The organism is Acinetobacter sp. ANC 4169 (genome assembly GCF_002135355.1).
Classification (GTDB): Bacteria; Pseudomonadota; Gammaproteobacteria; order Pseudomonadales; family Moraxellaceae; genus Acinetobacter.
In genome coordinates this window covers 97,855-122,137 of record NZ_NEGE01000006.1, presented here as the reverse complement: position 1 = coordinate 122,137, position 24,283 = coordinate 97,855, and the positions used below count along the sequence as shown (strand labels likewise).

Annotated in this window: 22 protein-coding genes, 2 tRNA genes and 3 rRNA genes; 12 read left to right on the top strand and 15 right to left on the bottom strand. The window is 41.8% G+C overall.

The genetic code is table 11. The annotated features are described in order from the left end of the window. Positions 1-107: 107 nt before the first annotated feature. The gene (gene grpE, locus B9T26_RS06415) at positions 108-656 is read right to left on the bottom strand and encodes a nucleotide exchange factor GrpE (RefSeq protein WP_086198906.1); all 549 of its coding nucleotides are present in this window, start codon (positions 654-656) and stop codon (positions 108-110) included. 942 nt (positions 657-1,598) lie between these two features. On the opposite strand from grpE, the gene B9T26_RS06410 reads away from it, so the two are divergent. Beyond that, positions 1,599-1,829, top strand: a complete 231-nt coding sequence (locus B9T26_RS06410; RefSeq protein WP_086198905.1) for a hypothetical protein — start codon at positions 1,599-1,601, stop codon at positions 1,827-1,829. Between the two features lie 249 nt (positions 1,830-2,078). Here the strand turns inward: B9T26_RS06410 and B9T26_RS06405 are convergent, their stop codons facing one another. Further along, positions 2,079-2,615 (bottom strand): hypothetical protein, encoded by a 537-nt coding sequence (locus B9T26_RS06405; RefSeq protein WP_086198904.1) that lies wholly within the window; start codon positions 2,613-2,615, stop codon positions 2,079-2,081. Positions 2,616-2,818: 203 nt separating this feature from the next. Between B9T26_RS06405 and B9T26_RS06400 the strand changes: the two genes are divergently transcribed. Continuing rightward, complete coding sequence (locus B9T26_RS06400; RefSeq protein WP_086198903.1) at positions 2,819-3,889, top strand: alpha/beta hydrolase; 1,071 nt, start codon at positions 2,819-2,821, stop codon at positions 3,887-3,889. Between the two features lie 57 nt (positions 3,890-3,946). Here the strand turns inward: B9T26_RS06400 and B9T26_RS06395 are convergent, their stop codons facing one another. Continuing rightward, complete coding sequence (locus B9T26_RS06395) at positions 3,947-4,615, bottom strand: acetoacetate decarboxylase family protein (RefSeq protein ID WP_086198902.1); 669 nt, start codon at positions 4,613-4,615, stop codon at positions 3,947-3,949. Positions 4,616-4,717: 102 nt separating this feature from the next. On the opposite strand from B9T26_RS06395, the gene B9T26_RS06390 reads away from it, so the two are divergent. The 6 genes from B9T26_RS06390 to rrf all read left to right on the top strand — a co-directional run bounded on the left by B9T26_RS06390 (position 4,718) and on the right by rrf (position 11,220). Beyond that, positions 4,718-5,287, top strand: coding sequence for a peptidylprolyl isomerase (locus B9T26_RS06390; protein ID WP_086198901.1), 570 nt, complete (start codon positions 4,718-4,720; stop codon positions 5,285-5,287). 427 nt (positions 5,288-5,714) lie between these two features. Further along, positions 5,715-7,252: ribosomal RNA gene (locus tag B9T26_RS06385) — 16S ribosomal RNA — on the top strand. Between the two features lie 61 nt (positions 7,253-7,313). Then, positions 7,314-7,390: transfer RNA gene (locus tag B9T26_RS06380), tRNA-Ile, on the top strand. A gap of 71 nt (positions 7,391-7,461) precedes the next feature. Then, a tRNA-Ala gene (locus B9T26_RS06375) sits at positions 7,462-7,537 on the top strand. Between the two features lie 471 nt (positions 7,538-8,008). Beyond that, positions 8,009-10,902, top strand: a 23S ribosomal RNA gene (locus B9T26_RS06370). Positions 10,903-11,105: 203 nt separating this feature from the next. Further along, positions 11,106-11,220: ribosomal RNA gene (rrf, locus tag B9T26_RS06365) — 5S ribosomal RNA — on the top strand. Together the 16S, 23S and 5S rRNA genes with 2 tRNA genes alongside form the textbook arrangement of a ribosomal RNA operon. Positions 11,221-11,377: 157 nt before the next feature. Here the strand turns inward: rrf and B9T26_RS06360 are convergent. From B9T26_RS06360 to rplM, 5 genes are all read right to left on the bottom strand, one after another. Beyond that, complete coding sequence (locus B9T26_RS06360; RefSeq protein ID WP_086198900.1) at positions 11,378-12,034, bottom strand: hypothetical protein; 657 nt, start codon at positions 12,032-12,034, stop codon at positions 11,378-11,380. 19 nt (positions 12,035-12,053) lie between these two features. After that, positions 12,054-12,485: a ClpXP protease specificity-enhancing factor gene (locus tag B9T26_RS06355; RefSeq protein ID WP_086198899.1), complete on the bottom strand. Its 432-nt coding sequence runs from the start codon at positions 12,483-12,485 to the stop codon at positions 12,054-12,056. Between the two features lie 12 nt (positions 12,486-12,497). Continuing rightward, entirely contained in the window at positions 12,498-13,148 is a 651-nt protein-coding gene (locus tag B9T26_RS06350; protein ID WP_086198898.1) for a glutathione S-transferase N-terminal domain-containing protein, read from the bottom strand. Between the two features lie 266 nt (positions 13,149-13,414). Further along, positions 13,415-13,801, bottom strand: a complete 387-nt coding sequence (rpsI, locus tag B9T26_RS06345; protein ID WP_086175429.1) for a 30S ribosomal protein S9 — start codon at positions 13,799-13,801, stop codon at positions 13,415-13,417. Between the two features lie 12 nt (positions 13,802-13,813). Continuing rightward, positions 13,814-14,242 (bottom strand): 50S ribosomal protein L13, encoded by a 429-nt coding sequence (gene rplM, locus B9T26_RS06340; protein WP_004811299.1) that lies wholly within the window; start codon positions 14,240-14,242, stop codon positions 13,814-13,816. A gap of 697 nt (positions 14,243-14,939) precedes the next feature. Between rplM and pdxA the strand changes: the two genes are divergently transcribed. From pdxA to B9T26_RS06320, 3 genes are read left to right on the top strand one after another with little or no spacing between them, the layout of a single operon-like run. Then, positions 14,940-15,917, top strand: coding sequence for a 4-hydroxythreonine-4-phosphate dehydrogenase PdxA (gene pdxA / locus B9T26_RS06330; protein WP_413772760.1), 978 nt, complete (start codon positions 14,940-14,942; stop codon positions 15,915-15,917). A gap of 33 nt (positions 15,918-15,950) precedes the next feature. Further along, a complete protein-coding gene (rsmA, locus tag B9T26_RS06325; protein WP_086198895.1) occupies positions 15,951-16,763 on the top strand; it encodes a 16S rRNA (adenine(1518)-N(6)/adenine(1519)-N(6))-dimethyltransferase RsmA in 813 nt (270 codons plus the stop codon). A 12-nt stretch (positions 16,764-16,775) separates the two neighbouring features. Beyond that, a complete protein-coding gene (locus B9T26_RS06320) occupies positions 16,776-17,609 on the top strand; it encodes a symmetrical bis(5'-nucleosyl)-tetraphosphatase (RefSeq protein WP_171262949.1) in 834 nt (277 codons plus the stop codon). A 59-nt stretch (positions 17,610-17,668) separates the two neighbouring features. Here the strand turns inward: B9T26_RS06320 and B9T26_RS06315 are convergent, their stop codons facing one another. From B9T26_RS06315 to hflX, 7 genes are all read right to left on the bottom strand, one after another. Continuing rightward, complete coding sequence (locus tag B9T26_RS06315) at positions 17,669-18,118, bottom strand: DUF2147 domain-containing protein (RefSeq protein ID WP_086198893.1); 450 nt, start codon at positions 18,116-18,118, stop codon at positions 17,669-17,671. A 153-nt stretch (positions 18,119-18,271) separates the two neighbouring features. Continuing rightward, positions 18,272-18,721 carry a DUF2147 domain-containing protein gene (locus B9T26_RS06310; protein WP_086198892.1) on the bottom strand — a complete coding sequence of 150 codons (450 nt, stop codon included), beginning with the start codon at positions 18,719-18,721 and terminating at the stop codon, positions 18,272-18,274. 772 nt (positions 18,722-19,493) lie between these two features. Continuing rightward, positions 19,494-19,940: a DUF2147 domain-containing protein gene (locus B9T26_RS06305; RefSeq protein ID WP_086198891.1), complete on the bottom strand. Its 447-nt coding sequence runs from the start codon at positions 19,938-19,940 to the stop codon at positions 19,494-19,496. Between the two features lie 162 nt (positions 19,941-20,102). Beyond that, entirely contained in the window at positions 20,103-20,549 is a 447-nt protein-coding gene (locus B9T26_RS06300) for a DUF2147 domain-containing protein (protein ID WP_086198890.1), read from the bottom strand. 88 nt (positions 20,550-20,637) lie between these two features. Next, complete coding sequence (locus tag B9T26_RS06295) at positions 20,638-21,312, bottom strand: LrgB family protein (RefSeq protein WP_086198889.1); 675 nt, start codon at positions 21,310-21,312, stop codon at positions 20,638-20,640. A 9-nt stretch (positions 21,313-21,321) separates the two neighbouring features. Further along, on the bottom strand, positions 21,322-21,693 hold the full coding sequence (locus B9T26_RS06290; RefSeq protein ID WP_086198888.1) for a hypothetical protein: 372 nt from the start codon (positions 21,691-21,693) through the stop codon (positions 21,322-21,324). 44 nt (positions 21,694-21,737) lie between these two features. Next, entirely contained in the window at positions 21,738-23,069 is a 1,332-nt protein-coding gene (gene hflX / locus B9T26_RS06285) for a ribosome rescue GTPase HflX (protein ID WP_086198887.1), read from the bottom strand. 380 nt (positions 23,070-23,449) lie between these two features. Here hflX and B9T26_RS06280 point away from each other — a divergent pair, with 380 nt between their 5' ends. Further along, positions 23,450-24,283: a lysophospholipid acyltransferase family protein gene (locus B9T26_RS06280; protein ID WP_086198886.1), complete on the top strand. Its 834-nt coding sequence runs from the start codon at positions 23,450-23,452 to the stop codon at positions 24,281-24,283.

The following is a 24,283-nucleotide window of genomic DNA, read 5'->3' as shown; positions in this document are numbered from 1 at the left end:
AAATTATTTTTTGCAATGTTTTTGCTTGTTATCCGATATGAGAGCCATTCAAAATTTTTCAAGTTGTTTGCATGAAAAAAATAGAAAAACTCTCGAATTTCTTTACCTTATTGACCCACGAGGACCATAGCTGGACGCAGTAAACGGCCTGAAAGGGCATAACCTTTTTGCAATACCGTACCGATTTCACCAGCTTTAGCATCGGGTGCAATACCGACTGCCTGATGTAAATCTGCATTGAAACCGTTGCTCATATTGACTTCTACAACGTTAAATTTTTCCAGTGTATTAAGCAGGGATTTCAGCGTCAGTTCCACGCCTTCAAGTAATGGCGATTCAATATCACCAGCCGCTTGAATGGCACGTTCTAAATTGTCTACAGTTTCGAGCAACTCTTTCGCAAATTTTTCAATCACTGTTTCTTTATGCTTTTCAGCATCACGTTGAATACGTTCTACACTTTTTTGTGCTTCATAGACCGCATTGGCTGTACGTGCTTTTTCAAGTTTTAAACTTTCTTCCAACTGGGTAATTTGGGCTTGTAAATCTTCAACTGAAACTTCAGCTTGCTCCGTTTCAGCTTGAGTTTCTGCTGTTTGCTGCTCAGCTTGCTCTTGCCCTAGATCTTGAGCGTCTTGATTTTGCTCAGTTGCCATAGATTTACTCCGTTTGAATGGGTTTTTAAACATGTCAGTCCTTTTGGCTTCAGTGCTAACTGCGTTAATCCTGAACTGCCATGAGTGATAATATTCATGATTAATACAAGAGTTCGGGGCAGACGGTAAAAATTCAAGCGAGACAAGCAATTAAATCTGTTTAATTTGATTAAAATTATTAAAAAGCATTACTTTTATAAAATAAAATGCAAAATTGTGAGGGGCTTGCTGCTGAATACAGGGATTGATACTTGCCTAAGCAGAACAGTTCAGATTGAGCCATGTTGTGCAGCTAATCGTCTTTTCATACGCATGCTATTTATAAAGTAGTAAGCGAACGGTTCAAAACGAAGTAGGAAAAAACTTAGATAAAGTAGAGATATACAAGGGTTTGGGAAAGGTCATCGCCAAATGCAAATCCTGAATGTATAACTTAGACTTAAAAACGATCAATATTAAATAAATAATATATTTCACAAAAAAGCTTCAGATGCTTATTATTTAACCCAGATTCTATCGCTGTAGTTTCTTCTTGGTATTTAAGAAATGTGTTTTCTAAGCTTATCCAACCTCTGGATAAGCTTTTTTTTGCCTGCAATTTTCCAAATACAAAAGGAATAGAATTTATGTATTTATTTAGCAATATTTGATAAGGATTTTGATAGAGCCATACAATTTAAATCGTAATCTAAAGGATGGGTAAGGAGTTATATTTCTAACTTTTACATAGGACTAATGATATTAAATACAAAGTGTTAATGTTGAATTTTGCTCTGAAGAAAAAGTAAATGGAAGAGTTTAATATTATAAAAACAGATGAATAATTACATGATTTTTCAAAACTACAACTCAACAGGTGCGCAGTAACAAGAAAAATTTTGAATGATAGGCAGCGCAAACTTGGACTTTGCTTCATAGACTCAACAAACAAGGAAAATATGAATGAAAAAAACGGCTTTATTGTCTTTAACCGTGATTGCTGTTTCATTGACTGCGGTAGGTTGTACTTCTACCGAAACCACACAAAATCCTGAGACTGCTCAAGTTACTACAGGTCTGGGTGTTTCAACTCAGGCACAACTGGGGGGAATTGGTGTCCACGCGGATACTTCAGTTCATGCAGGTGCTACTCACTCTAGTTCTGCTTCTCAAAGTTCACAAGCTGCTCAGTAATCACAGGGCATAGCGACAGGATGAGATGATTTCTTCTTAGACAAAGCTTTCAGCTGATGATTGAACAATAGATGGTAGCTAGGATTTTGCTATCATCTATTTGAGAGATATCGCAAAGTTTCATATTGTGTGGATGGAATCATGATTTTATCAACCCTGTATTGGATTCTAAGCCGGATTGTTGACTCATTAAAAAATGCCCTTTATTAAAGGACAGTGAGGGGAGGAACTTTCAGGGGTTGAATGAGATCATCTATCACGATGATGATGTTCTCGCTGATTTGAATCTCGACGACGGTCATCCCAGCGTTTTTCTTGCGCTTGACGTTGCTGCTGTACTTTAGAGTTAGGTCGTATATTCGCTTTATTGCGTTGCTGTTCTAAACGCTGCCGGTCAACTTCACGTTTTTTACGGTCCCAGTCAGACGGACTTTTACGATTCTGTTCTGCTACTCTTTTACGTTGTTCTATTAAACGCTGTTGTTCATGTCTTCTGCGTTCCCAATCAGATTGTTGTTGCCGGTTCTGTTCCCATTGGCGACGCTCAAGCTCACGTTTTCTACGCTCTAGTTCCAAGCGGTTTTGTTGCTGTTGATATTCCCAGCGTTGACGGTCTCGCTCACGAGCATAGCGATAATCATAACTTGTGCCATAACCCCGATCATAACGAGGGTCATAGCGATCATCATAACGACCATCGTAATAGCCACCATCCTCCGGAAATGCGACACATCCCACCGCTAAAAATGTTGTTGCTAATGAGAGTATGATCAGTCTTTTAGCCATAACATTTATCCTTCTTGTGGTCAGGAGTAGCAAAACACTCCCAAATATACGTGGAAATTGTCAATGACAAGGTATAAAAAGAAGATTAGCGTATGAATGTTTTTACTGTGTATACAGATGACTAGACTTATATAAGATTATGGTCACCTATTGGCTTGATCATGTAGAAAATGTGAAGATTAAAATAAAAGGAAGGTGCGTTTATGGTTGCTTTTAATCGAACTCTACAGGCTGTGTTAGAAAAAGGACAAGGCACAGCTGCACGCACCTTGGATCGCTTGCCTCGCTTTGCACAAAAGTCTCTGGTTAAAATTTTAAGATATCCTCATCAATATCCTGAGCTTGACCCACTTGTGCAGTGCATGATGGCGGCTCAGTTAAAGCGGGGAAATAGTGGTTTTGTCACTGAAGATCTTATTAAAGCCCGTAAAAGTTTTGATTTGCAAATACAATCTATCAAGGGTAAACCCACGCCGGTAAAACGGGTCGAAGATTTACGTTTACCTTTACACAGTGGCACTATCTTTGCGCGACATTACAATCCTGCTCCCAGTAAAAAGCTGCCGATGGTCGTGTTTTATCATGGTGGTGCTTTTGTGATGGGAAGTCTGGATTCGCATGATGAAGTGTGCCGTTTACTTGCTGTGCATGCCAAAGTACAAGTCCTGAGCGTAGATTATCCTTTGGCACCTGAAAATAGTCCAATGAAAATGATCCAGACCTGTGAAGATGCGCTGGCATGGGTTTATCAAAACCGAAGACAGCTGAAAATCTTAAAGAATAGAATCTCGGTAGCAGGGGATAGTGCCGGCGGTAATATCTCCGCGGTGATTGCACAGCGCAGTGCCCATAAAATATATGCACCGCAAGCGCAGTTACTGCTTTATCCGGCTGTAGATTTTAAAAGCCGTCATCCATCCTTTTATGCTTATAAAGACGGCTTGGTGCTTACCGGGGAAGATGTTGATTTTGTGACGCACTATTATGCAAATACCCATCAGGTTGAACTGGATGATCCGCTCATTTCACCCACTTATGGTAAGCATGAAAAATTAGCGCCCGCATTTGTGATTACTGCTGGTCATGATGTATTACATGATGAAGGAGAAATTTACGCTCACAAGTTACGCCATCGCGGCGTGAAGGTGCATTATCAGGAATATACCGATCAAGCCCATGGTTTTGTCAATCTAACGCCCATTTCTTATCGGGCTAAAAAGTATTTTATTGAAATCAGTAAAAATTATAGAAAGTTTTGGGATAAACACGCTTAATTTTTTAAGTCGGGTATTATTGATCTGGATAAAAGTGTTTCACGTGAAACACTTTTTTTATTTCTTCTCAATTTGGGCTTTAGGTAAGGTGAGGCTAAATTCTGGCACATAAAAGCTGTGTAAATAGCGAGCTTTAGAAAAATCAGGGAAAATGTCTTGAGTATTTTTCCAGCTAGCTTGTTTTAATTTACTCAGTTTACCGCGAAATTGTGGAGTGAATTGATAACGTAAACCTTGCCAGGCTTGTTGAATTTTGAGCAGCCGTGCTGGTAAATGATGACTATTAATATAAAAAGTTTGACTATGTTTATATTTCTGCAAACACAAACTCATTTCTTGCTGTTCAAAGCACACATTGCAATACACTACATCATCATTGATTAGCCATTCAAATTGGGCCAGCTGTTTTGGAATTCCCCAAAAATGTTGACCATTGAGCATAGACGCTTCGGTAGAAACATAAATTTTAGGAATGGAAGATAAACGTCTTTTACTGATTAAAGGATGATCCAAGATTAGCAATTCATCATATGGACCTACAGGAGAATCATGATAACGCACCAATATGACCTGTACCACGCGACCAATCGGAGAAGGAGCAATATAAAAAGTCCGATGCTGATCAATAAAGTTTGGCGTTAGCCAGTAATTCAAAATAAACGCGTCACCATGTAAATGCCAGGGCGGATAAAGAGGAAAAGAAGTCGTGTTTAATTCGTCACTCATTGTAATTCTCGTTTTATCTCAAAAAGAGAGGCTGTTATATTTATATTGAAAGATTAATATATAGACATTCACAATTACAACTTGACGTAGAAGAGTAAAGAAATGTTAAAACAAACCTTATTCGCTATCGCGGCTGCTGGTATCAGTTTGCAAGTGATGGCTGCAAATACCCTGGTAGAAATGAAAACTTCAATGGGGAATATAGAAATAGAACTGTTTAATGATAAAGCCCCTATTTCGACAAAAAATTTCGAAGCTTATATAAAAGATAACTTTTATAACGGCACTATTTTTCACCGCGTTATTCCTGGCTTTATGATTCAGGGTGGGGGAATGGATGCCGACATGGTGGAGAAGCAGACTAAAGCGCCGATCCAGAATGAATCTTATAATGGTTTAAAGAATGCACGTGGTACTTTGGCCATGGCTCGAACCAACAATCCTAATTCTGCAACAAGCCAATTCTTTATTAATACAGTAGACAATGACTTTTTAAACAGAAGTCAGATGAATGCGGGTTATGCGGTGTTTGGTAAAGTGACTAAAGGGATGGATGTGGTCGATAAAATCACTCAAGTACCGACTGCAAACTTTGGAATGCATCAAAATGTACCCAAGCAGGCAGTGAAAATTGTCAGTGTGAGCATTAAAGCGGCAGCTGAGAAAAAGTAAGAAAAAATAAAGCAGAAATATTTTATTTGTATTTCTGCTTTAAAATTATATATTTATATCTAGGTTAGAATAAAAATGAACCAAAATAGTGCGTAAAAATACAACACTCAATAAAACAATCAGTTGAAAGCACTTGCGCGTGTACGAAATTGCCCTATAATGAGCTCATCCCGACGCGATACAGCAAACGAACTTAGCTGAACAGGTTAAGTTGTTGAGATGTTATTGCGTTAAATCTTGTCTCTGACGAAGAGCAAGAAGATCATTAAGAGATTATGAAGAACAACTTGTGTGGATTTTTACCGGTTGATCGATCGAAATTATTTTCATTGATTGATGGTAGAAATGACTCGAAGTTTATTTGAGAAATATTTGTCAGAAAATTGATGAGCCAAGATTGGTGCCCTTTAAAGGTACTACTGATTTTAAACTGAAGAGTTTGATCATGGCTCAGATTGAACGCTGGCGGCAGGCTTAACACATGCAAGTCGAGCGGAGTTGTGGTGCTTGCACCATAACTTAGCGGCGGACGGGTGAGTAATGCTTAGGAATCTGCCTATTAGTGGGGGACAACATTTCGAAAGGAATGCTAATACCGCATACGCCCTACGGGGGAAAGCAGGGGATCTTCGGACCTTGTGCTAATAGATGAGCCTAAGTCGGATTAGCTAGTTGGTGGGGTAAAGGCCTACCAAGGCGACGATCTGTAGCGGGTCTGAGAGGATGATCCGCCACACTGGGACTGAGACACGGCCCAGACTCCTACGGGAGGCAGCAGTGGGGAATATTGGACAATGGGGGCAACCCTGATCCAGCCATGCCGCGTGTGTGAAGAAGGCCTTTTGGTTGTAAAGCACTTTAAGCGAGGAGGAGGCTCCTATAGTTAATACCTATAGAGAGTGGACGTTACTCGCAGAATAAGCACCGGCTAACTCTGTGCCAGCAGCCGCGGTAATACAGAGGGTGCAAGCGTTAATCGGATTTACTGGGCGTAAAGCGTGCGTAGGCGGCTTTTTAAGTCGGATGTGAAATCCCTGAGCTTAACTTAGGAATTGCATTCGATACTGGGAAGCTAGAGTATGGGAGAGGATGGTAGAATTCCAGGTGTAGCGGTGAAATGCGTAGAGATCTGGAGGAATACCGATGGCGAAGGCAGCCATCTGGCCTAATACTGACGCTGAGGTACGAAAGCATGGGGAGCAAACAGGATTAGATACCCTGGTAGTCCATGCCGTAAACGATGTCTACTAGCCGTTGGGGCCTTTGAGGCTTTAGTGGCGCAGCTAACGCGATAAGTAGACCGCCTGGGGAGTACGGTCGCAAGACTAAAACTCAAATGAATTGACGGGGGCCCGCACAAGCGGTGGAGCATGTGGTTTAATTCGATGCAACGCGAAGAACCTTACCTGGTCTTGACATAGTAAGAACTTTCCAGAGATGGATTGGTGCCTTCGGGAACTTACATACAGGTGCTGCATGGCTGTCGTCAGCTCGTGTCGTGAGATGTTGGGTTAAGTCCCGCAACGAGCGCAACCCTTTTCCTTATTTGCCAGCGGGTTAAGCCGGGAACTTTAAGGATACTGCCAGTGACAAACTGGAGGAAGGCGGGGACGACGTCAAGTCATCATGGCCCTTACGACCAGGGCTACACACGTGCTACAATGGTCGGTACAAAGGGTTGCTACCTAGCGATAGGATGCTAATCTCAAAAAGCCGATCGTAGTCCGGATTGGAGTCTGCAACTCGACTCCATGAAGTCGGAATCGCTAGTAATCGCGGATCAGAATGCCGCGGTGAATACGTTCCCGGGCCTTGTACACACCGCCCGTCACACCATGGGAGTTTGTTGCACCAGAAGTAGGTAGTCTAACCGCAAGGAGGACGCTTACCACGGTGTGGCCGATGACTGGGGTGAAGTCGTAACAAGGTAGCCGTAGGGGAACCTGCGGCTGGATCACCTCCTTAACGAAAGATTGACGATTGGTAAGAATCCACAACAAGTTGTTCTTCATGACGATGTATCTGAGGGTCTGTAGCTCAGTTGGTTAGAGCACACGCTTGATAAGCGTGGGGTCACAAGTTCAAGTCTTGTCAGACCCACCAAATCTGACTAACGAAGCATTTGCATAAAATGCAGCAAACAGAAAATCAGAACATTGACTTATTGATAAGCTGGGGACTTAGCTTAGTTGGTAGAGCGCCTGCTTTGCACGCAGGAGGTCAGGAGTTCGACTCTCCTAGTCTCCACCAAATTTCAAGACAAGAAAAACAACGTTTTTCCTTGAAATTTAAGCAAGAAGCTACGCTTCGCGCAGGCTTTGATCGAACGAAGCTTGAGTTGAGTGCAAAACACCCAGATAAGTGTTTAGATCCTAGAGATTAACAAGTACAAGCGTTATGATACGCACCACTTGATAATCTCTGTGATTTATCACAGTTTCCTGACCTGACGAAGGCTGGAAAAATCATTAACAGAATATATTTGAGTTGAAATAATTTGTTCATACTCATGACTGACATTAACACTAGCAGTGATTTATTACTGTGATGTGAAGATGAAGGAAATGAGTTACTAGCGAAATTAACTGAATCAAGCGTTTTGGTATATGAATTAAATTGAAGCTGTACGGTGATTAAGTTCACGAAACTCTAACTGTGGCGATTAAATTCGCAACGCAACATCTTCACTTGTAGGAGATGGGCGACTGTTTGGGGTTGTATAGTCAAGTAATTAAGTGCATGTGGTGGATGCCTTGGCAGTCAGAGGCGAAGAAAGACGTAATAGCCTGCGATAAGCTCCGGGGAGGCGGCAAATATCCTGTGATCCGGAGATTTCTGAATGGGGAAACCCACTTACCATAAGGTAGGTATCGCAACATGAATACATAGTGTTGCGAGGCGAACGAGGGGAAGTGAAACATCTCAGTACCCTTAGGAAAAGAAATCAATTGAGATTCCCTCAGTAGCGGCGAGCGAACGGGGAAAAGCCCATTAAGTTATCTAAGCTTTAGTGGAACGCTCTGGGAAGTGCGAACGTAGAGGGTGATATTCCCGTACACGAAAGGGCTTAGATAATGATGTCGAGTAGGGCGGGGCACGTGAAACCTTGTCTGAATATGGGGGGACCATCCTCCAAGGCTAAATACTCCTGACTGACCGATAGTGAACCAGTACCGTGAGGGAAAGGCGAAAAGAACCCCTGTGAGGGGAGTGAAATAGATCCTGAAACCGCATGCATACAAGCAGTGGGAGCCGACTTGTTCGGTGACTGCGTACCTTTTGTATAATGGGTCAGCGACTTACATTCAGTAGCGAGGTTAACCGAATAGGGGAGCCGTAGAGAAATCGAGTCTTAATAGGGCGTTTAGTTGCTGGGTGTAGACCCGAAACCGGGTGATCTATCCATGAGCAGGTTGAAGGTTAGGTAACACTGACTGGAGGACCGAACCCACTGTCGTTGAAAAGCCAGGGGATGACTTGTGGATAGGGGTGAAAGGCTAATCAAACTCGGTGATAGCTGGTTCTCCCCGAAAGCTATTTAGGTAGCGCCTCGGACGAATACCATTGGGGGTAGAGCACTGTTTCGGCTAGGGGGTCATCCCGACTTACCAAACCGATGCAAACTCCGAATACCAATGAGTACTATCCGGGAGACAGACTGCGGGTGCTAACGTCCGTAGTCAAGAGGAAAACAATCCAGACCGCCAGCTAAGGCCCCAAAATTATAGTTAAGTGGGAAACGATGTGGGAAGGCATAGACAGCTAGGAGGTTGGCTTAGAAGCAGCCACCCTTTAAAGAAAGCGTAATAGCTCACTAGTCGAGTCGGCCTGCGCGGAAGATGTAACGGGGCTAAAACTATATGCCGAAGCTGCGGATTTGCAATTTATTGCAAGTGGTAGGGGAGCGTTCTGTAAGCCGATGAAGGTGGATTGAGAAGTCTGCTGGAGGTATCAGAAGTGCGAATGCTGACGTGAGTAACGACAATGCGAGTGAAAAACTCGCACGCTGAAAGACCAAGGGTTCCAGTCCAACGTTAATCGGGGCTGGGTGAGTCGACCCCTAAGGCGAGGCCGAGAGGCGTAGTCGATGGGAAATTGGTTAATATTCCAATACTTCTGTGTAATGCGATGAGAGGACGGAGTAAGTTAAGTCAGCCTGGCGTTGGTTGTCCAGGTGGAAGGATGTAGGCATGTATCTTAGGCAAATCCGGGGTACTCTATGCTGAGATCTGATAGCAAGCTGTACTTGTACAGTGAAGTGGCTGATACTATGCTTCCAGGAAAAGTCTCTAAGCTTCAGTTACACAGGAATCGTACCCGAAACCGACACAGGTGGTCAGGTCGAGTAGACCAAAGCGCTTGAGAGAACTCTGCTGAAGGAACTAGGCAAAATGGTACCGTAACTTCGGGAGAAGGTACGCTGCCGGCGGTGATGGAATTTACTTCCTGAGCGGCTGGCAGCCACAGAAACCAGGCCCCTGCAACTGTTTATTAAAAACATAGCACTCTGCAAACACGAAAGTGGACGTATAGGGTGTGATGCCTGCCCGGTGCTGGAAGGTTAATTGATGGGGTTAGCGTAAGCGAAGCTCTTGATCGAAGCCCCAGTAAACGGCGGCCGTAACTATAACGGTCCTAAGGTAGCGAAATTCCTTGTCGGGTAAGTTCCGACCTGCACGAATGGCATAATGATGGGGGCGCTGTCTCCAGCAGAGACTCAGTGAAATCGAATTCGCCGTGAAGATGCGGTGTACCCGCGGCTAGACGGAAAGACCCCGTGAACCTTTACTGCAGCTTGACATTGAACTTTGATCTTACTTGTGTAGGATAGGTGGGAGGCTTTGAAACCGAGACGCTAGTTTCGGTGGAGCCAATCTTGAAATACCACCCTGGTAATATTGAGGTTCTAACTCTGTCCCGTTATCCGGGACGAGGACCATGTCTGGTGGGTAGTTTGACTGGGGCGGTCTCCTCCTAAAGAGTAACGGAGGAGTACGAAGGTGCGCTCAGCGTGGTCGGAAATCACGCGTAGAGTATAAAGGCAAAAGCGCGCTTAACTGCGAGACCCACAAGTCGAGCAGGTACGAAAGTAGGTCTTAGTGATCCGGTGGTTCTGTATGGAAGGGCCATCGCTCAACGGATAAAAGGTACTCTGGGGATAACAGGCTGATACCGCCCAAGAGTTCATATCGACGGCGGTGTTTGGCACCTCGATGTCGGCTCATCTCATCCTGGGGCTGAAGCAGGTCCCAAGGGTATGGCTGTTCGCCATTTAAAGAGGTACGCGAGCTGGGTTTAGAACGTCGTGAGACAGTTCGGTCCCTATCTACCGTGGGCGTTGGAAATTTGAGAGGATCTGCTCCTAGTACGAGAGGACCAGAGTGGACGAACCTCTGGTGTACCGGTTGTGACGCCAGTCGCATCGCCGGGTAGCTATGTTCGGAAGGGATAACCGCTGAAAGCATCTAAGCGGGAAGCCTACCTCAAGATAAGATTTCCCCGAGACTTTATGTCTCCTAAAGAGCCGTTGAAGACTACGACGTTGATAGGTTGGATGTGGAAGTGCGGTGACGCATGAAGCTGACCAATACTAATTGCTCGTGAGGCTTGACTATACAACACCCAAACAGTTGTTGTACGAACTTCGAAAGAAGTGAGGATCAATTGATTCGATATTCATCAAAACAGCTTGATTCATAAGCTCGTTAGTATGACAATATTCAACTCAGATATACCTGTTAATGTATTCTATTTGGTACGAAGTAAGGCATACATCAAATGATGTAAATAAGACCCGAACAAGTCCATAAACAGTTGTGCTGGCGACAATAGCAAGAGTGAACCACCTGATCCCTTCCCGAACTCAGAAGTGAAACCTCTTAGCGCTGATGGTAGTGTGGGATTACCCATGTGAGAGTAAGTCATCGCCAGCTCATTATTCCAAACACCCCCAACCCGAATAGCATTGCTATGAGAGTTGGGGGTGTTTTTTTATGTCTGAGTTTTATTTTGTGATTAAAAATAACTAACCTGGAAATAAAAAATCGCCATTTTGGCGATTTTTTATTTTAACTCTAACTTTAAATATGCTTAGTTAAACATATGTGTTGCTGCACTATATAAAATCCAAAGAATAATAAGCGCTACAATGGGTTCGAAAACTTTCGACCATGCTGGAACTTTATATTGTACCGCTTCGTGGCTGATGTTTGCTTCGTCATGTGAATGTTGTTGGCTGACCATTTGATTAAACTCCTTCATTGTTGAGTCTAATGATATCTCTTCTTGCTCAATCGGTTTAGAGCCTTTTAATTCTGTTAGCTCGTTTGTTGACCAAACCCAATCGGAAGCTTGACCAGATAGGTGTTCAATTTGTCCTAATATAAGCTCATGTAACCCTCTGATATTTAGGTTTCCAATATCATTAAGCTGTTTTAATTCTGCCAGTTGTAATTTTAATATTTCAGTTACTGTTGGTTCTAATTCATTTTTAGGCAAGCTGGACTGATTTTTTGAAGATGTTGTAAGATGGCGCGCAATTTCTTGAATAAACAGATCATCTGGCGAGGAAATTTCTTGATAAACTTTTTTATCATCAGTTCGCCAAAGTGAAATGAGTTTACCTAGTACCAGCGCATTAATTTCTAATAGCTGAGTTTTTCGATCTTCTCTAGAATAGTGTTCGAGAAGCTGAGGCTTTTGAGTGTTAACCTGCTCAGCAAAATATTGTACTAAATCAAAAGCCATTCACTTACTCCATATTATTTTAGTCTAATAACCGTAGGCTCGGTTTTTTCTTAGGTTGTTCAGTTTCTTCTGAAGTTGTAGTGGATTTTAAAGTATCTTCAGCGATTTGGGTACCTTCATATTCATTTGGATCAAAGAATAAACCTTGCCCATTTTCGCGTGCATAAATGCCCATTACTGCATTTAAGGGTACATAAATGTCACGTGAAACGCCACCAAAACGCGCAGAGAAGGTAATAGCATCGTTACTCATGGTTAACTGATGCACAGCATGAGGCACGATATTTAACACAATCTGACCGTCCTGAATGAATTGTTCCGGTACCATGGTATTGGGCTGAGTCGCATCAACCAGTAAATAAGGGGTAAGGTTGTTGTCACAGATCCATTCATAAATAGCACGTGCTAGATAAGGTCGGGTAGGGGTGAGATTCAATTCTTGTTCAGACATGATGTTGCTCGATTAATTTACTAAAAATTCGCTGTAGCGGTTTTTTTCCTGCATTGTTAAGGACTTGATAAATGCAGGTCGGCTAAAAATTCGTTGACAATATAGATGAATGGGACGGCAATGCTGTTTAGGCAATTCGATGCCCATGGCCTTTAACCGTATAAAAATGGGTGCCAGCATGCAATCTAAAATTGTAAAGTTTTCAGACATAAAAAAGGGAAAATGCTGAAATAATGGCGTAAGTGAAATAAGCGTATCTCTGAGTTGCTTTTGAGCTTTTACTTTCTGTTTTTCATTTAGGGTATCTGGATGACGTAGCATAATATCAGCCAGTTTTAACCAGTCTTGATCAAAACGCCAGATATACTGACGTTGTTCTGCGCGTGGCATCGGAGCATCCGCATAGAGCTTGTTTTGACGATAGCGGTCATCTAGATATTCGGAAATAATGCCACTATTGAAGAGCTTAAGCTCATTCTCAATCATCATAGGAAGCTGGTTATAGGGATTTAGACTGGCGAGATCTTCATCATCTTCATCTACAATAATTAGATTATATTTGATTTGCTTCTCGGCAAGTACATAGCGTATCCAGTGTGAGCGAAAATCATCCGCATGACTGTAAAGCGTGATTCCTTGTGGAGGTGCATTTTCGATTGACATAATCCGAAGCAGTGATAAATGAATAGGATAGGATACTAAAATTGGGCTATAAAATCACGGTTCAATGGTGATGAATGAAATTTATATTTTTTGCTGTGCCCATTTTTAACTTGTAGATGGCTAAGCACTGGTTTTTGTATGATGGCTAATCATTATTGGCTGTGATCTTTTATAGGTATCGATTCGTTTTATTCGTCAGTTCTTTGTAATAGGCAATAAAAAAGCCTTGGATAAACCAAGGCTTTTTGTCCGATTCGGTAAACGAATTAACGTTTAGAGAATTGAGGACGTTTACGAGCTTTACGTAAACCAAGTTTCTTACGTTCAACTTCACGAGCATCACGAGTAACGAAACCAGCTTGACGAAGAGCAGGTTTAACAGATTCGTCAGCAGCGATCAATGCACGAGTAATACCGTGACGGATAGCGCCAGCTTGACCACCGATACCACCACCAGCAACAGTGATGTAAAGGTCAAATTTTTCAGTAGCTTCAAGAAGCTCTAAAGGTTGACGAACAACCATACGAGCAGTTTCACGACCGAAATATTGCTCAAGAGTACGGTTATTGATTACGAGTTTACCTGTACCAGCTGATAAGAAAACACGTGCAGTTGCGGTCTTACGGCGACCTGTACCATAGTTAGTAGCCATGTGCTGTATCCCTTAGATGTCCAAAACTTGTGGCTGTTGAGCAGTATGTGGATGCTCAGTACCAGCGTACACTTTCATTTTTTTGATCATTGCATAACCAAGAGGACCTTTTGGCAACATGCCTTTTACAGCGCGTTGGAAAATTTCTTCTGGTTTGTGAGCAACTAATTTCTCGAAATTAGTTTCACGAATACCACCAGGGAAACCAGTATGGCGATAATATTTCTTATCAAGTGATTTTTTACCAGTCACTTGAACTTGTTCAGCATTGATCACAACGATGTAATCACCAGTGTCAACGTGAGGAGTATAAGAAGTTTTATGCTTACCGCGTAAACGACGAGCGATTTCAGTCGCAAGACGACCTAAAGTTTTGCCAGAAGCATCAACAACGTACCAGTCGTGTTGAACTTCAGCTGGCTTAGCGCTGAGAGTTTTCATTAAACCACTACCTATTATAGTTGGTTTGGACTATGGAAGCTGTCCAAACAAAAGGAGACGCGATTCTAAACGAAAACGTGAAGAATCACAAATGAAAATATAAAATTTCAAGTGGCATATTTTACATGAGAATATCGCTAAAACCTAGAGAAAAGTTTAAAAAATAATCTATAATTTACAGCACGAGAAATTCATAAAAAAATATAAAAAAAGGGGGGCAAATGAATCGCTCAAATGCAGTTTTACAGGTGTTTTTTAATTTTATATATCAGCTTGATTAATTTATTGTTTCTCAGTTTATTTATTGCAGAGCTTAAATACTGCAATTATGACTATGTTTTTGCCATAGTATTTTTTAGCATCGTCACGTTGGTTGTTCCATTTGTGCTCATACTCATCGCATCTTGGATCACGCCAGCTGACTTGGCGAATTTTGCACAAAAATTAAAAAAGTATTGGTTGATCAATGGTGGCATATTTTTGGGCTTTATCTTATTCAGTATTTTACTTAGCTTTATGCAAACCCATACAAAATGCACGCTTTACTTTGGGTAAACAATTAAAATTTTCTGTATGGTTGCGTTCCAGTATATCACTCTGGTTTTTAGGTAACTTGAACACCAAGGGCAGATATGATTACAGCACGTGAAGAAGTTGAATTGATCAAGTGTATAATAGCCTTTCATCGGCCTTATCAATGAATGTCATGCTCCCTTTATATATTACCAGCGGTGAACCAGCAGGAATTGGTCCTGATATCTGTTTAAGTCTAGCCAATCGTCAATTTGAACGACCAATAGTGGTTTTAATTGATGGTGATTTGATAAAACAGCGTGCGCAACAGTTAAAGCTCAATGTTGAATTGGTTGAATATGTTGGCCAAACGGAAGCTGCACCCATTGGACAGCTTTATATTGAGTCCATTCCTTTAAATAGCACTGTTGTTGCAGGGCAGTTAAATACTGACAATGCTGCTTATGTATTAGAACAATTACGTCGTTCGGCCGACTATGCCATGACAGGTAAAAGTGTCGGTGTGGCTACAGCACCAGTACAGAAATCTATTATCAATGAAGCGGGTATTCACTTTAGTGGTCATACCGAATATTACCAGGAATTTGCTGGGGTACCGCGTGTAGTGATGATGCTGGCCACCAAGACTTTACGTGTAGCGCTAGCAACTACCCATTTGGCCTTACGCGATGTACCTGATGCCATTACGCCTGAACGATTGCATCAAGTCATTGATATTCTGATTCATGATTTAAAAACCAAATTTAAGATTGATCATCCGCGTATTTTAGTCTGTGGTCTGAATCCGCATGCCGGTGAGGGTGGCTACTTGGGTATGGAAGAAATTGAAGTGATTAATCCTGTGCTGGAAAGTTACCGTGCACAGGGCATTAATATGAGCCTGAGTTTGCCGGCCGATACTTTATTTACGCCTGAAAATTTAAAAGATGCCGATGCGGTTTTGGCGATGTATCACGATCAGGGCTTACCTGTGTTAAAATCTCAAGGATTTGGTGAAGCCATTAACATTACTTTGGGCTTACCTTTTATTCGTACTTCTGTAGATCATGGCACAGCGCTCTCCCTTGCAGGGACTGGACTGGCAAAAAGTTCAAGCTTGCACGTTGCTGTCGATTTAGCCTTAGATTTGGCTCGCCACTGATTTTTACTCATTACTCACGTTGGAAATGTTTTTATGTATCAAATTAATGCCTTAAACCCAAAAGATGAAGGGCATCACACGCGTAAGCGTTTTGGTCAAAACTTCTTACATGACCAACGTGTCATTGCAAAAATTGTTCGTTCAGTGAATCCGCGCGCCGGTGATAATGTCGTGGAAATTGGACCGGGTCTTGCAGCTTTGACTTCGCCTTTAATTGGTGAATGTGATGCTTTAACTGTAATTGAGCTTGACCGTGATTTGGCTGCTGGCTTGCCGGGTCGTGTACCGCATCCGGAACGTTTAACCATTGTTGAAACCGATGCGCTGAAATACGACTTCACCAATTTATTTGCAGAAGGTCGTCCGCTTCGTGTGGTTGGTAACTTGCCCTATAACATTTCGACACCGCTGTTGTTCCACCTCTTGGAATTTGGTGACAAAGTCAAAGACATGCATTTCATGTTGCAAAAAGAAGTGGTTGACCGTATTACTGCATCACCAAACACAAAAGAATATGGTCGTTTGTCAGTGATGATTCAGTATTACTGCAAACCGACTTTCCTGTTTGAAGTACCACCAGGATCATTCAATCCACCACCTAAAGTCACCTCTGCAGTTTTCCGTTTAGAGCCTTATGCAACCAAGCCGATTGTGGCAAAAAGTGAAAAAGCTTTAGCCCGTCTGGTTTCACATGTATTCACCCAACGTCGTAAAACCTTGCGCAACAGTTTAAAAGGCATGCTGGTTGAAGAAGGTTTTGAAAATGCTGGTGTAGATCCAATGGCACGTCCAGAAACTTTAACGCTGGCTCAATTTGTTGCATTAGCAGATCAAATGGTGGATTAAGTGGCATCGAATATTCGATACAATTATGTGATTGGTGATGTTCAAGGCTGTTTCGAAGCCTTAAAAGCCTTGCTGAAAGAAATCAAGTTTGATCCGGATCAGGATTTTATCTGGTTTGCAGGAGATTTGGTGGCGCGGGGTGAAAACTCGGTTGGCACACTACGCTTTGTCAAAAAACTGGTGGATCGTGGAGTGGCAGCTACAGTACTGGGTAATCATGATTTAACCTTGTTGGCATGTGCACGTGGTTTAAAAGAGCTGCAGGAAAGAGATAAAACCAGCGATGTGATTGATGCTATTGATAGCGATGATTTAATTGACTGGCTGCGTAAACAGCCTTTATGTTTATTTCCGAATGAACAAACCATCTTGACGCATGCCGGTATTCCTTGCCTTTGGTCAGCAGAGCAAACTGCTGCCTTGGCAAAAGAAATAGAAGCGGTTATTTCCCATGATGATTTTGCTGTAGTGGATGCTTTCCTGGCGGAAATGTACGGTAAAAAACCTGACCTTTGGTCAGATGATTTGCAAGGAAATGCGCGCTTGCGTTGTATTACCAATTATCTGACCCGTATGCGTTTAACCAATGCAGAAGGGCAAATGGAATTCTGCTTTAAAGATTCACTGGATGATCCAATGCCTCAAGGCTTTCAGCCATGGTTTGAATTTGAATCCAAAGCGGCGAAAACTCATCAGTTGATTTTTGGACACTGGGCCGCCTTACAGGGTAAGACCATTAACCCTCAGATTCAGAATGTGGATGGTGGCTGTGTTTGGGGACATCAGCTAATTGCTTATCGATTAGAAGATAAACAGTTGTTTAAAGTGGATAATCCTGTGATGTAATCATAGAGATCATCAACAGTAAAAAAGCCACATGATGTGGCTTTTTTGTTTAGAAATGCTTAGTCAAGTCTGATCCAAGTCTGGCTACGTCCTAAAGTTGAAACACCCATATAGGCTCTGAGAGTTAGACGCTTGCCTGTAGCATTGAGTTTAACTTTGGCATCATAGACATTGCCTGCTAAAGGATCAATGACACGGCCTTTTTCATAGTTATTGGTTCCTGCTACATGTTTTAAGCCTTTAATGATTTCCATGCCTAAAATTGGATCGTTGGTATATGGAGCAGGACATTTATTACAGGTTTCACGTGGGGTATAGCCTGGACGAGGGGTGACTTTAATAATTTTCCCGGTAAAGGTATTGTTGGCTTCCTTATTAATTTTAATAATGGCCTTAGCGGCACCGGTCTTATCGTCAATTTGCTGCCAGGTTCCAGAAATATCTTCTGCGAAAACATTTCCACTGAAAAGTGCACCAGCTAAAGTGGCAAGCAATAGATTCTTTTGCATATCAGACCTTCAAATATTCGTTCACTTTTTGTGAAGCTGTAATATTAGAGGTATTATGTGATTAGTCAATATAATGCACGGTCATGTAAAACATCATATTCAAGATTTAAAAAAGCCACTGAAGGAGTGGCTTTTTATAAGAATAAATTTGGATTAATCTAAGCGGAGCCAGGTTTGACTGCGTCCTATTGCAGAGATACCGATGTAGCCGCGTAAAGTTAAACGTTTGCCGTTGGGACTCAGCCGAACTTTGGCACTATAAATTTTGCCAGCAAGAGGGTCGATGACACGGCCTTTTTCATAATTAGTGGTATCTGGCACATGTTTTAAACCGGTAAGTACATCCATGCCTAGAATGGGTTGATTGGTATACGGTGCCGGACAGTTGTTACATGTCTTTTGCGGTGTATAACCTGGGCGAGGTGTCACTTTGACAATTTTACCTGTATATATATCATTTGCATCTTTACGAATTTCGATAATGGCTTTAGGTGAACCGGTTTTATCATCAATTTGTTGCCATGTACCCGATAGATCTTGTGCCAATACATTCCCACTAAAAATTAAACTGGCAAGAGCAGTAAGTAAGATATTTTTTTTCATATAAATTCCTGCGGTTGTGGTGAATAATTTTTCTAATCTATAAAAACCATATTAGGAGTGTTTAGAAATTAGTCAATATAGGGTGTCATGAAAATAAAAAATAATGTGATTTATTTAAATTTTATTGAGTAAAAAAGCCATATAGTGCTGCTTTTTGTCATATTTAGTCGTTTCTAATCCAGGTTTTTGAGTTCGACTCCAGGCAGAAATTCCCACATAACCACGTCATATAAGACGTTTACCATCGGGGGCATTCATCCTTTAAAGCCATATATTTTTTCTGTTCAAGGATCAAGTACACGACCGCTTGCATAATTATTTTCATTAACATGTTATAAATTTTTAATGACATCTCATTCCAATATAGTTTGATCTGTGTAAGGGGGCAGTTGGAACATGTTTCTCGGGGGAATAAGCTGGGCGCGGTGTGAGTTTAATCATTTTTATAGAATAAGATTTATGGGTTTTTTTAATTTAAATCAGAATGTTGGAAAAAATTATTTTATCGTCGATTTGTATCCACGTACCGCTTGTTTATTCAGCAAAAAATTAAAAAACTGCTGAATAGGCTACAAAAAATGCAGTGCTGATTGTTATTTTTTTTATAAATTTTTCTCATTTATATAAGCCAGCAATCCTGATGACTGATTTAAAGCAGGGAGAATTTAAAGTAGGGGGAAGCAATACGAAATTGAGCAGTCGTTGGGATAAAATTTTTAACTGCTCACTCATACCATGCTCAGCATTTATGCTGAGCTGTAATTAACATAAATTAATCTTGTTTAATCCATGTCTGGCTACGGCCAAGTGCAGACACACCGACATAACCGCGTAGCGTGAGACGTTTACCGTTTGCGCTTAACTTTGCTTTGCCGCTATAGATTTTACCGTTCAGTGGATCTAGAACTTTGGCATTTACAAAGTGATTGTCACCGTTCGATTTTAATCCCGTTAAAATATCTAATCCTAAGATCGGTTTATCGGTATAAGGTGCTGGACAATTTACACAGGTTTCTTTCGGGGTATAACCTGGACGTGGGGTGATTTTTACAATTTTTGCCGTATAAGTCCCATTGCTTTCTTGACGCATTTCAAGAATCGCCTTTGACGAGCCTGTTTTATCGTCAATGGTTTTCCATGTTCCGGTAAGATCATTTGCCAATACATTCCCACTGAAAACGACACCAACAAAAGCAGCAAATAATAGATTCTTCTTCATATTAACTCCCAAGTGTGCGGAAAATATTTTTCTTGTCTGTATTAAAGATATAGTTGTCGTTTAAAAATTAGTCAATCTATTGCTTCGTAATAATGGAAAATAATGTGAAGTATTTAAATATCAGTGAATAAAAAAGCCACATAGTGCGGCTTTTTGTCATATTTAGTCGTTTTTAATCCAGGTCTGGCTGCGTCCTAAAGCGGAAACTCCGACATAACCACGCAGGGTTAAACGTTTTCCATTGGCACTTAATTTTGCTTTCATACTGTAAATATGACCAGATAGCGGATCGATAATTTTACCATTCGCATAGTTTGGTCCTTCTACATGTTTTAAGCCTTTCAGGATATCCATTCCCAGAATAGGCTTATTGGTATAGGGTGCAGGGCATTTGACGCAGATTTCTTTGGGAGTATATCCTGGACGAGGGGTTACTTTAACCACTTGTGCGGTATAGGTGCCATTACTTTCCTGACGAATTTCAAGAATGGCTTTGGATGAACCGGTTTTGTCATCAATGTTTTTCCAGGTTCCACTGATATCATTTGCAAAAGCAACACTGGTCAAGGAAGAAAAAACTAGAGTTGCTAAAATTTTCATGTGATTCATTATCAAATTCCTTTTGATAGATTAACGGTCTAACATAATCCAACAGTATATTTTTTAACAATATAAAGCAACTTTAATGCTTCATTAATCACACTTTTTGTAAATAAAGTATAAACGTTGGCAGCCAAATGGCAGTAAATACAGCATTCACAGCCATTCCAAATGCCGCATAGCGTCCAGCCACGCTGCCTCTTTGCCATGCCTGTGCTGTTCCAATGGCATGAGCGGCCAGGCCTAATGCCAGGCCTGATGCCCGTTCATCATTGATATGACGCAGGATCAATGGGGAAAAGGCCGCGCCAATCACACCGGATAAAATCACAATAAGTATGACCATGCTCACCGGAGCGTGTAATAGGGTTGCAATATTGATGGCAATGGGTGTGGTTACGGCACGAGTAGCAAATGCCATAATGCTTGAATCGGTCATATGCAATAAATAGGCAAGTCCCATAGGCAAAGCCACCGCACTGATACTGGCAAAAACCAGAATTCCGAGCATGGCTTTTAGCGGCAGATCATCATAACGCATGGCGGCCAGGGGAATGGCCAATGCAACGGTGACATAGCCCAAGAGACGATTAAAAAGCGGATTGACCTGTGCCATATAGGATTGATAAGGAATGCCGAATACAAACAGCAGTCCAATAATCAAAAACATGCCTATCACAATCACCGGAACTTGTGGCAGGTGTTTGTTAATCGGTTTTGCAACCAGATAGGCGATCAAGGTGATCAAAAAACCAGAGAGTACTGCGAACATATGATTTCCCTATAACCAACGCTTGGACATTTTTGCATAGACCCACAAAGGGATCAGGGTGCTGATAAACATCACCAGCAGGAAAGCCGGGATTTCTTTTCCCATCTGGGTCAGCATAATCAGTGAACCCGCGCTAATTGGTAAAAAGGCAAAGGCACTTTCTTTCATAATCTTGTTATTGGTGTCGACTAAACGCGCCGGTAATTTGTTGAAATTTCTCCAAATAAATAAAGTCACCAATAGGCTGATCAAACCCAGCAGATTACCCAGTTCAGGATGATGAAATTGTGTGCTTAACCATACTGCTCCTTCACGGAAGCAGATGATTAATGCCAGTGTGCCAATCCAGGCTGGCCAGTCGATTGTTCTTATCCAGTCCATTTTTTACCAATAAATATAATTATACTTGTCACGTTTTAACCGATTTATCTTTTTATTTCAAATTCTTCAAGCGGCCGCTTAAATTGTACGGCCTTGTGTCCCAGAATTTCATCGATGGGTAAATGCGCCTGTTTAATCAGCTGTTCCAGCTTTTGCGGTGCCATGATCACATGCAAATGCAGATTGCCCTGATCATCATAATTTTCAGATTGAATCACATTCAAGGCATAGAGTTGGGTACGCAATTTGCCATATGCAGGCTTTAACGCTAATTCGAAGCTTTGAATTTGCCCCATCAAACATTCTTGTACCGCTTGACGAAGCAGGTCTAAACCCTGACCTGAGTGTGCTGATACATATACACGATCAGGCAGGTGCGGTTTGGCATAGACAATTTTGGCATCTTCACCGCTCACATCAATTTTGTTGTAGACGCGCAGTACCGGCACATTAGCGCCAATTTCTTTGAGTACCGATTCTACCGCTTCAATCTGTTCCAGCATATCCGGGCTACTTGAATCAATCACATGGAGCAACAAGGTGGCTTCCAGCGTTTCTTCCAAAGTTGCCTTAAAGGACTCGACTAAAGAATGCGAGAGATTACGCACGAAACCCACGGTATCTGCCAGCACTAAACGTCCAATCCCGTCCCATTCCAAACGGCGCAGCGTGGGGTCCAATGTTGCAAACAGCTGATCTGCCGCATAAACATCGCTCTTGGCCAGAATATTAAACAGGGTGGATTTACCGGCATTGGTATAACCGACTAAAGAGATTGTCGGTACAGCGGCCTTTTGACGAGCTACACGGCCTTGCATACGGGTTTGACGAACTTTATCCAGTTTGGTTTTGAGTTGCCCCATGCGAATACGCAGTAAGCGGCGGTCTGTTTCAAGCAAGGTTTCACCCGGGCCACGTAAGCCAATCCCGCCTTTTTGACTGTCGAGATTACCCCGGCTACGTACTAAGCGTGAAGATAGATGCTGTAACTGCGCCAATTCAACTTGCAGTTTACCTTCATAGGTACGGGCACGTTGCGCGAAAATATCTAAAATCAGTTCGGTACGGTCAACCACACGGCATAGCATAATTTTTTCTAAATTACGTGCTTGAGCCGGTGTCAGAGAATGATCGAAAATGACCAGGTTGGCTTCGAAATCTTGTACGAGAGCGGCAATTTCTTCTGCCTTGCCAGAACCGATAAACAGTTTGGGATCAGGTCTGATACGTTGAGCGGTGATATGTTCTAAAATTTCGGCACCCGCAGATTGGGCCAATAAATGAAATTCTTCTGCATCAAGGTCATCTAACAGTTGTACCGATACACTCACTAGGATTGTTCGTTCACCTCCCTGATGTTGCTCAAAATATTCCACTAACGATAATCTCTACTGAGTTAAAACTTCATTTTAGTTGAAAATGAGCAGGGAGAGGGAAAAATAGCAAAAACTTAATAAAGCATCGTAACAAGATATTCAGCTTATACCCGGCGGTTTTATAAGCAGGAAAATCTCGGATGACCTGATTAAAAGCATCACATCATGCAGGTTTATATCGGTCTGGCTTTTAATTTTCAGAGCAGTATTTAATCTCTTTATTTATGATAAAAATAAATGACTTATTGACTGTATTTGCTGAATTGAGAAAAAGAATAGCCGATTTGGGATTTTATGATCAATGCAAGATTAAAATGAACAGTATAGAATAATAGCAAATAAATGATTAAACGCTGTAACTGGTAATTAGTGATCCCTCTATGAATCAATCCTCTGTAACTGAACATTCTTCGTTAAATGGCTTAGCTAAATTTTTCTTATATAGCAGAAAGTTAGTGGCTGGTTTAGGGGCGATTATTCAAGGATTTTATCTGGTTTATCGTCACCGTTTATATAAAGACCCGAATAACCCGTGTAATACCCGTTATGTACAGCATTTTTGCCGTCAGTTATGTAAGGTTTTTAACCTTGAAATTCAGGTACATGGCGTGATTCCACGTGAACCGGCTTTATGGGTGAGTAATCATGTTTCCTGGCTGGATGTTGCGGTATTGGGTTCAAGTGCCCGGGTGTTTTTTTTAGCCAAAGCTGAAATTGAAAAATGGCCTTTATTGGGAAAACTGGCCAAGGGCGGTGGCACATTATTTATTAAACGTGGTTCTGGTGATTCGATTAAAATTAAAGAGCAAATTACCACATTTTTAAAGCAGGATATTCCGGTATTATTTTTTCCAGAAGCCACCACTTCGGATGGCAGCAAAATTAAAAAAATCTATGGCCGTATTTTAGGTTCTGCCATTGAAGCGAATCGTCCGGTACAAATTTGCCTGATTTGTTATGTGAATCAAGATGGGCAACTGGATACGGTCGCGCCGTTTGTAGGTAATATCAGTTTTGCTGATCATGTTAAAAAAGTGCTGGAAATGCCCAAAGTCACCGCACATTTAATGGCATTGCCGGCGATTGCCGTGCAAGGGCATACTGTTGAAAGCCTAACTCAGGAAGTGCAAAATCAAATGACCGAAGGCCTAGCCCGACTACAGCAAAAGGTGCTCAAGGCTTCACCTCCAACACTTCTGGCCAAGCAGTCATGA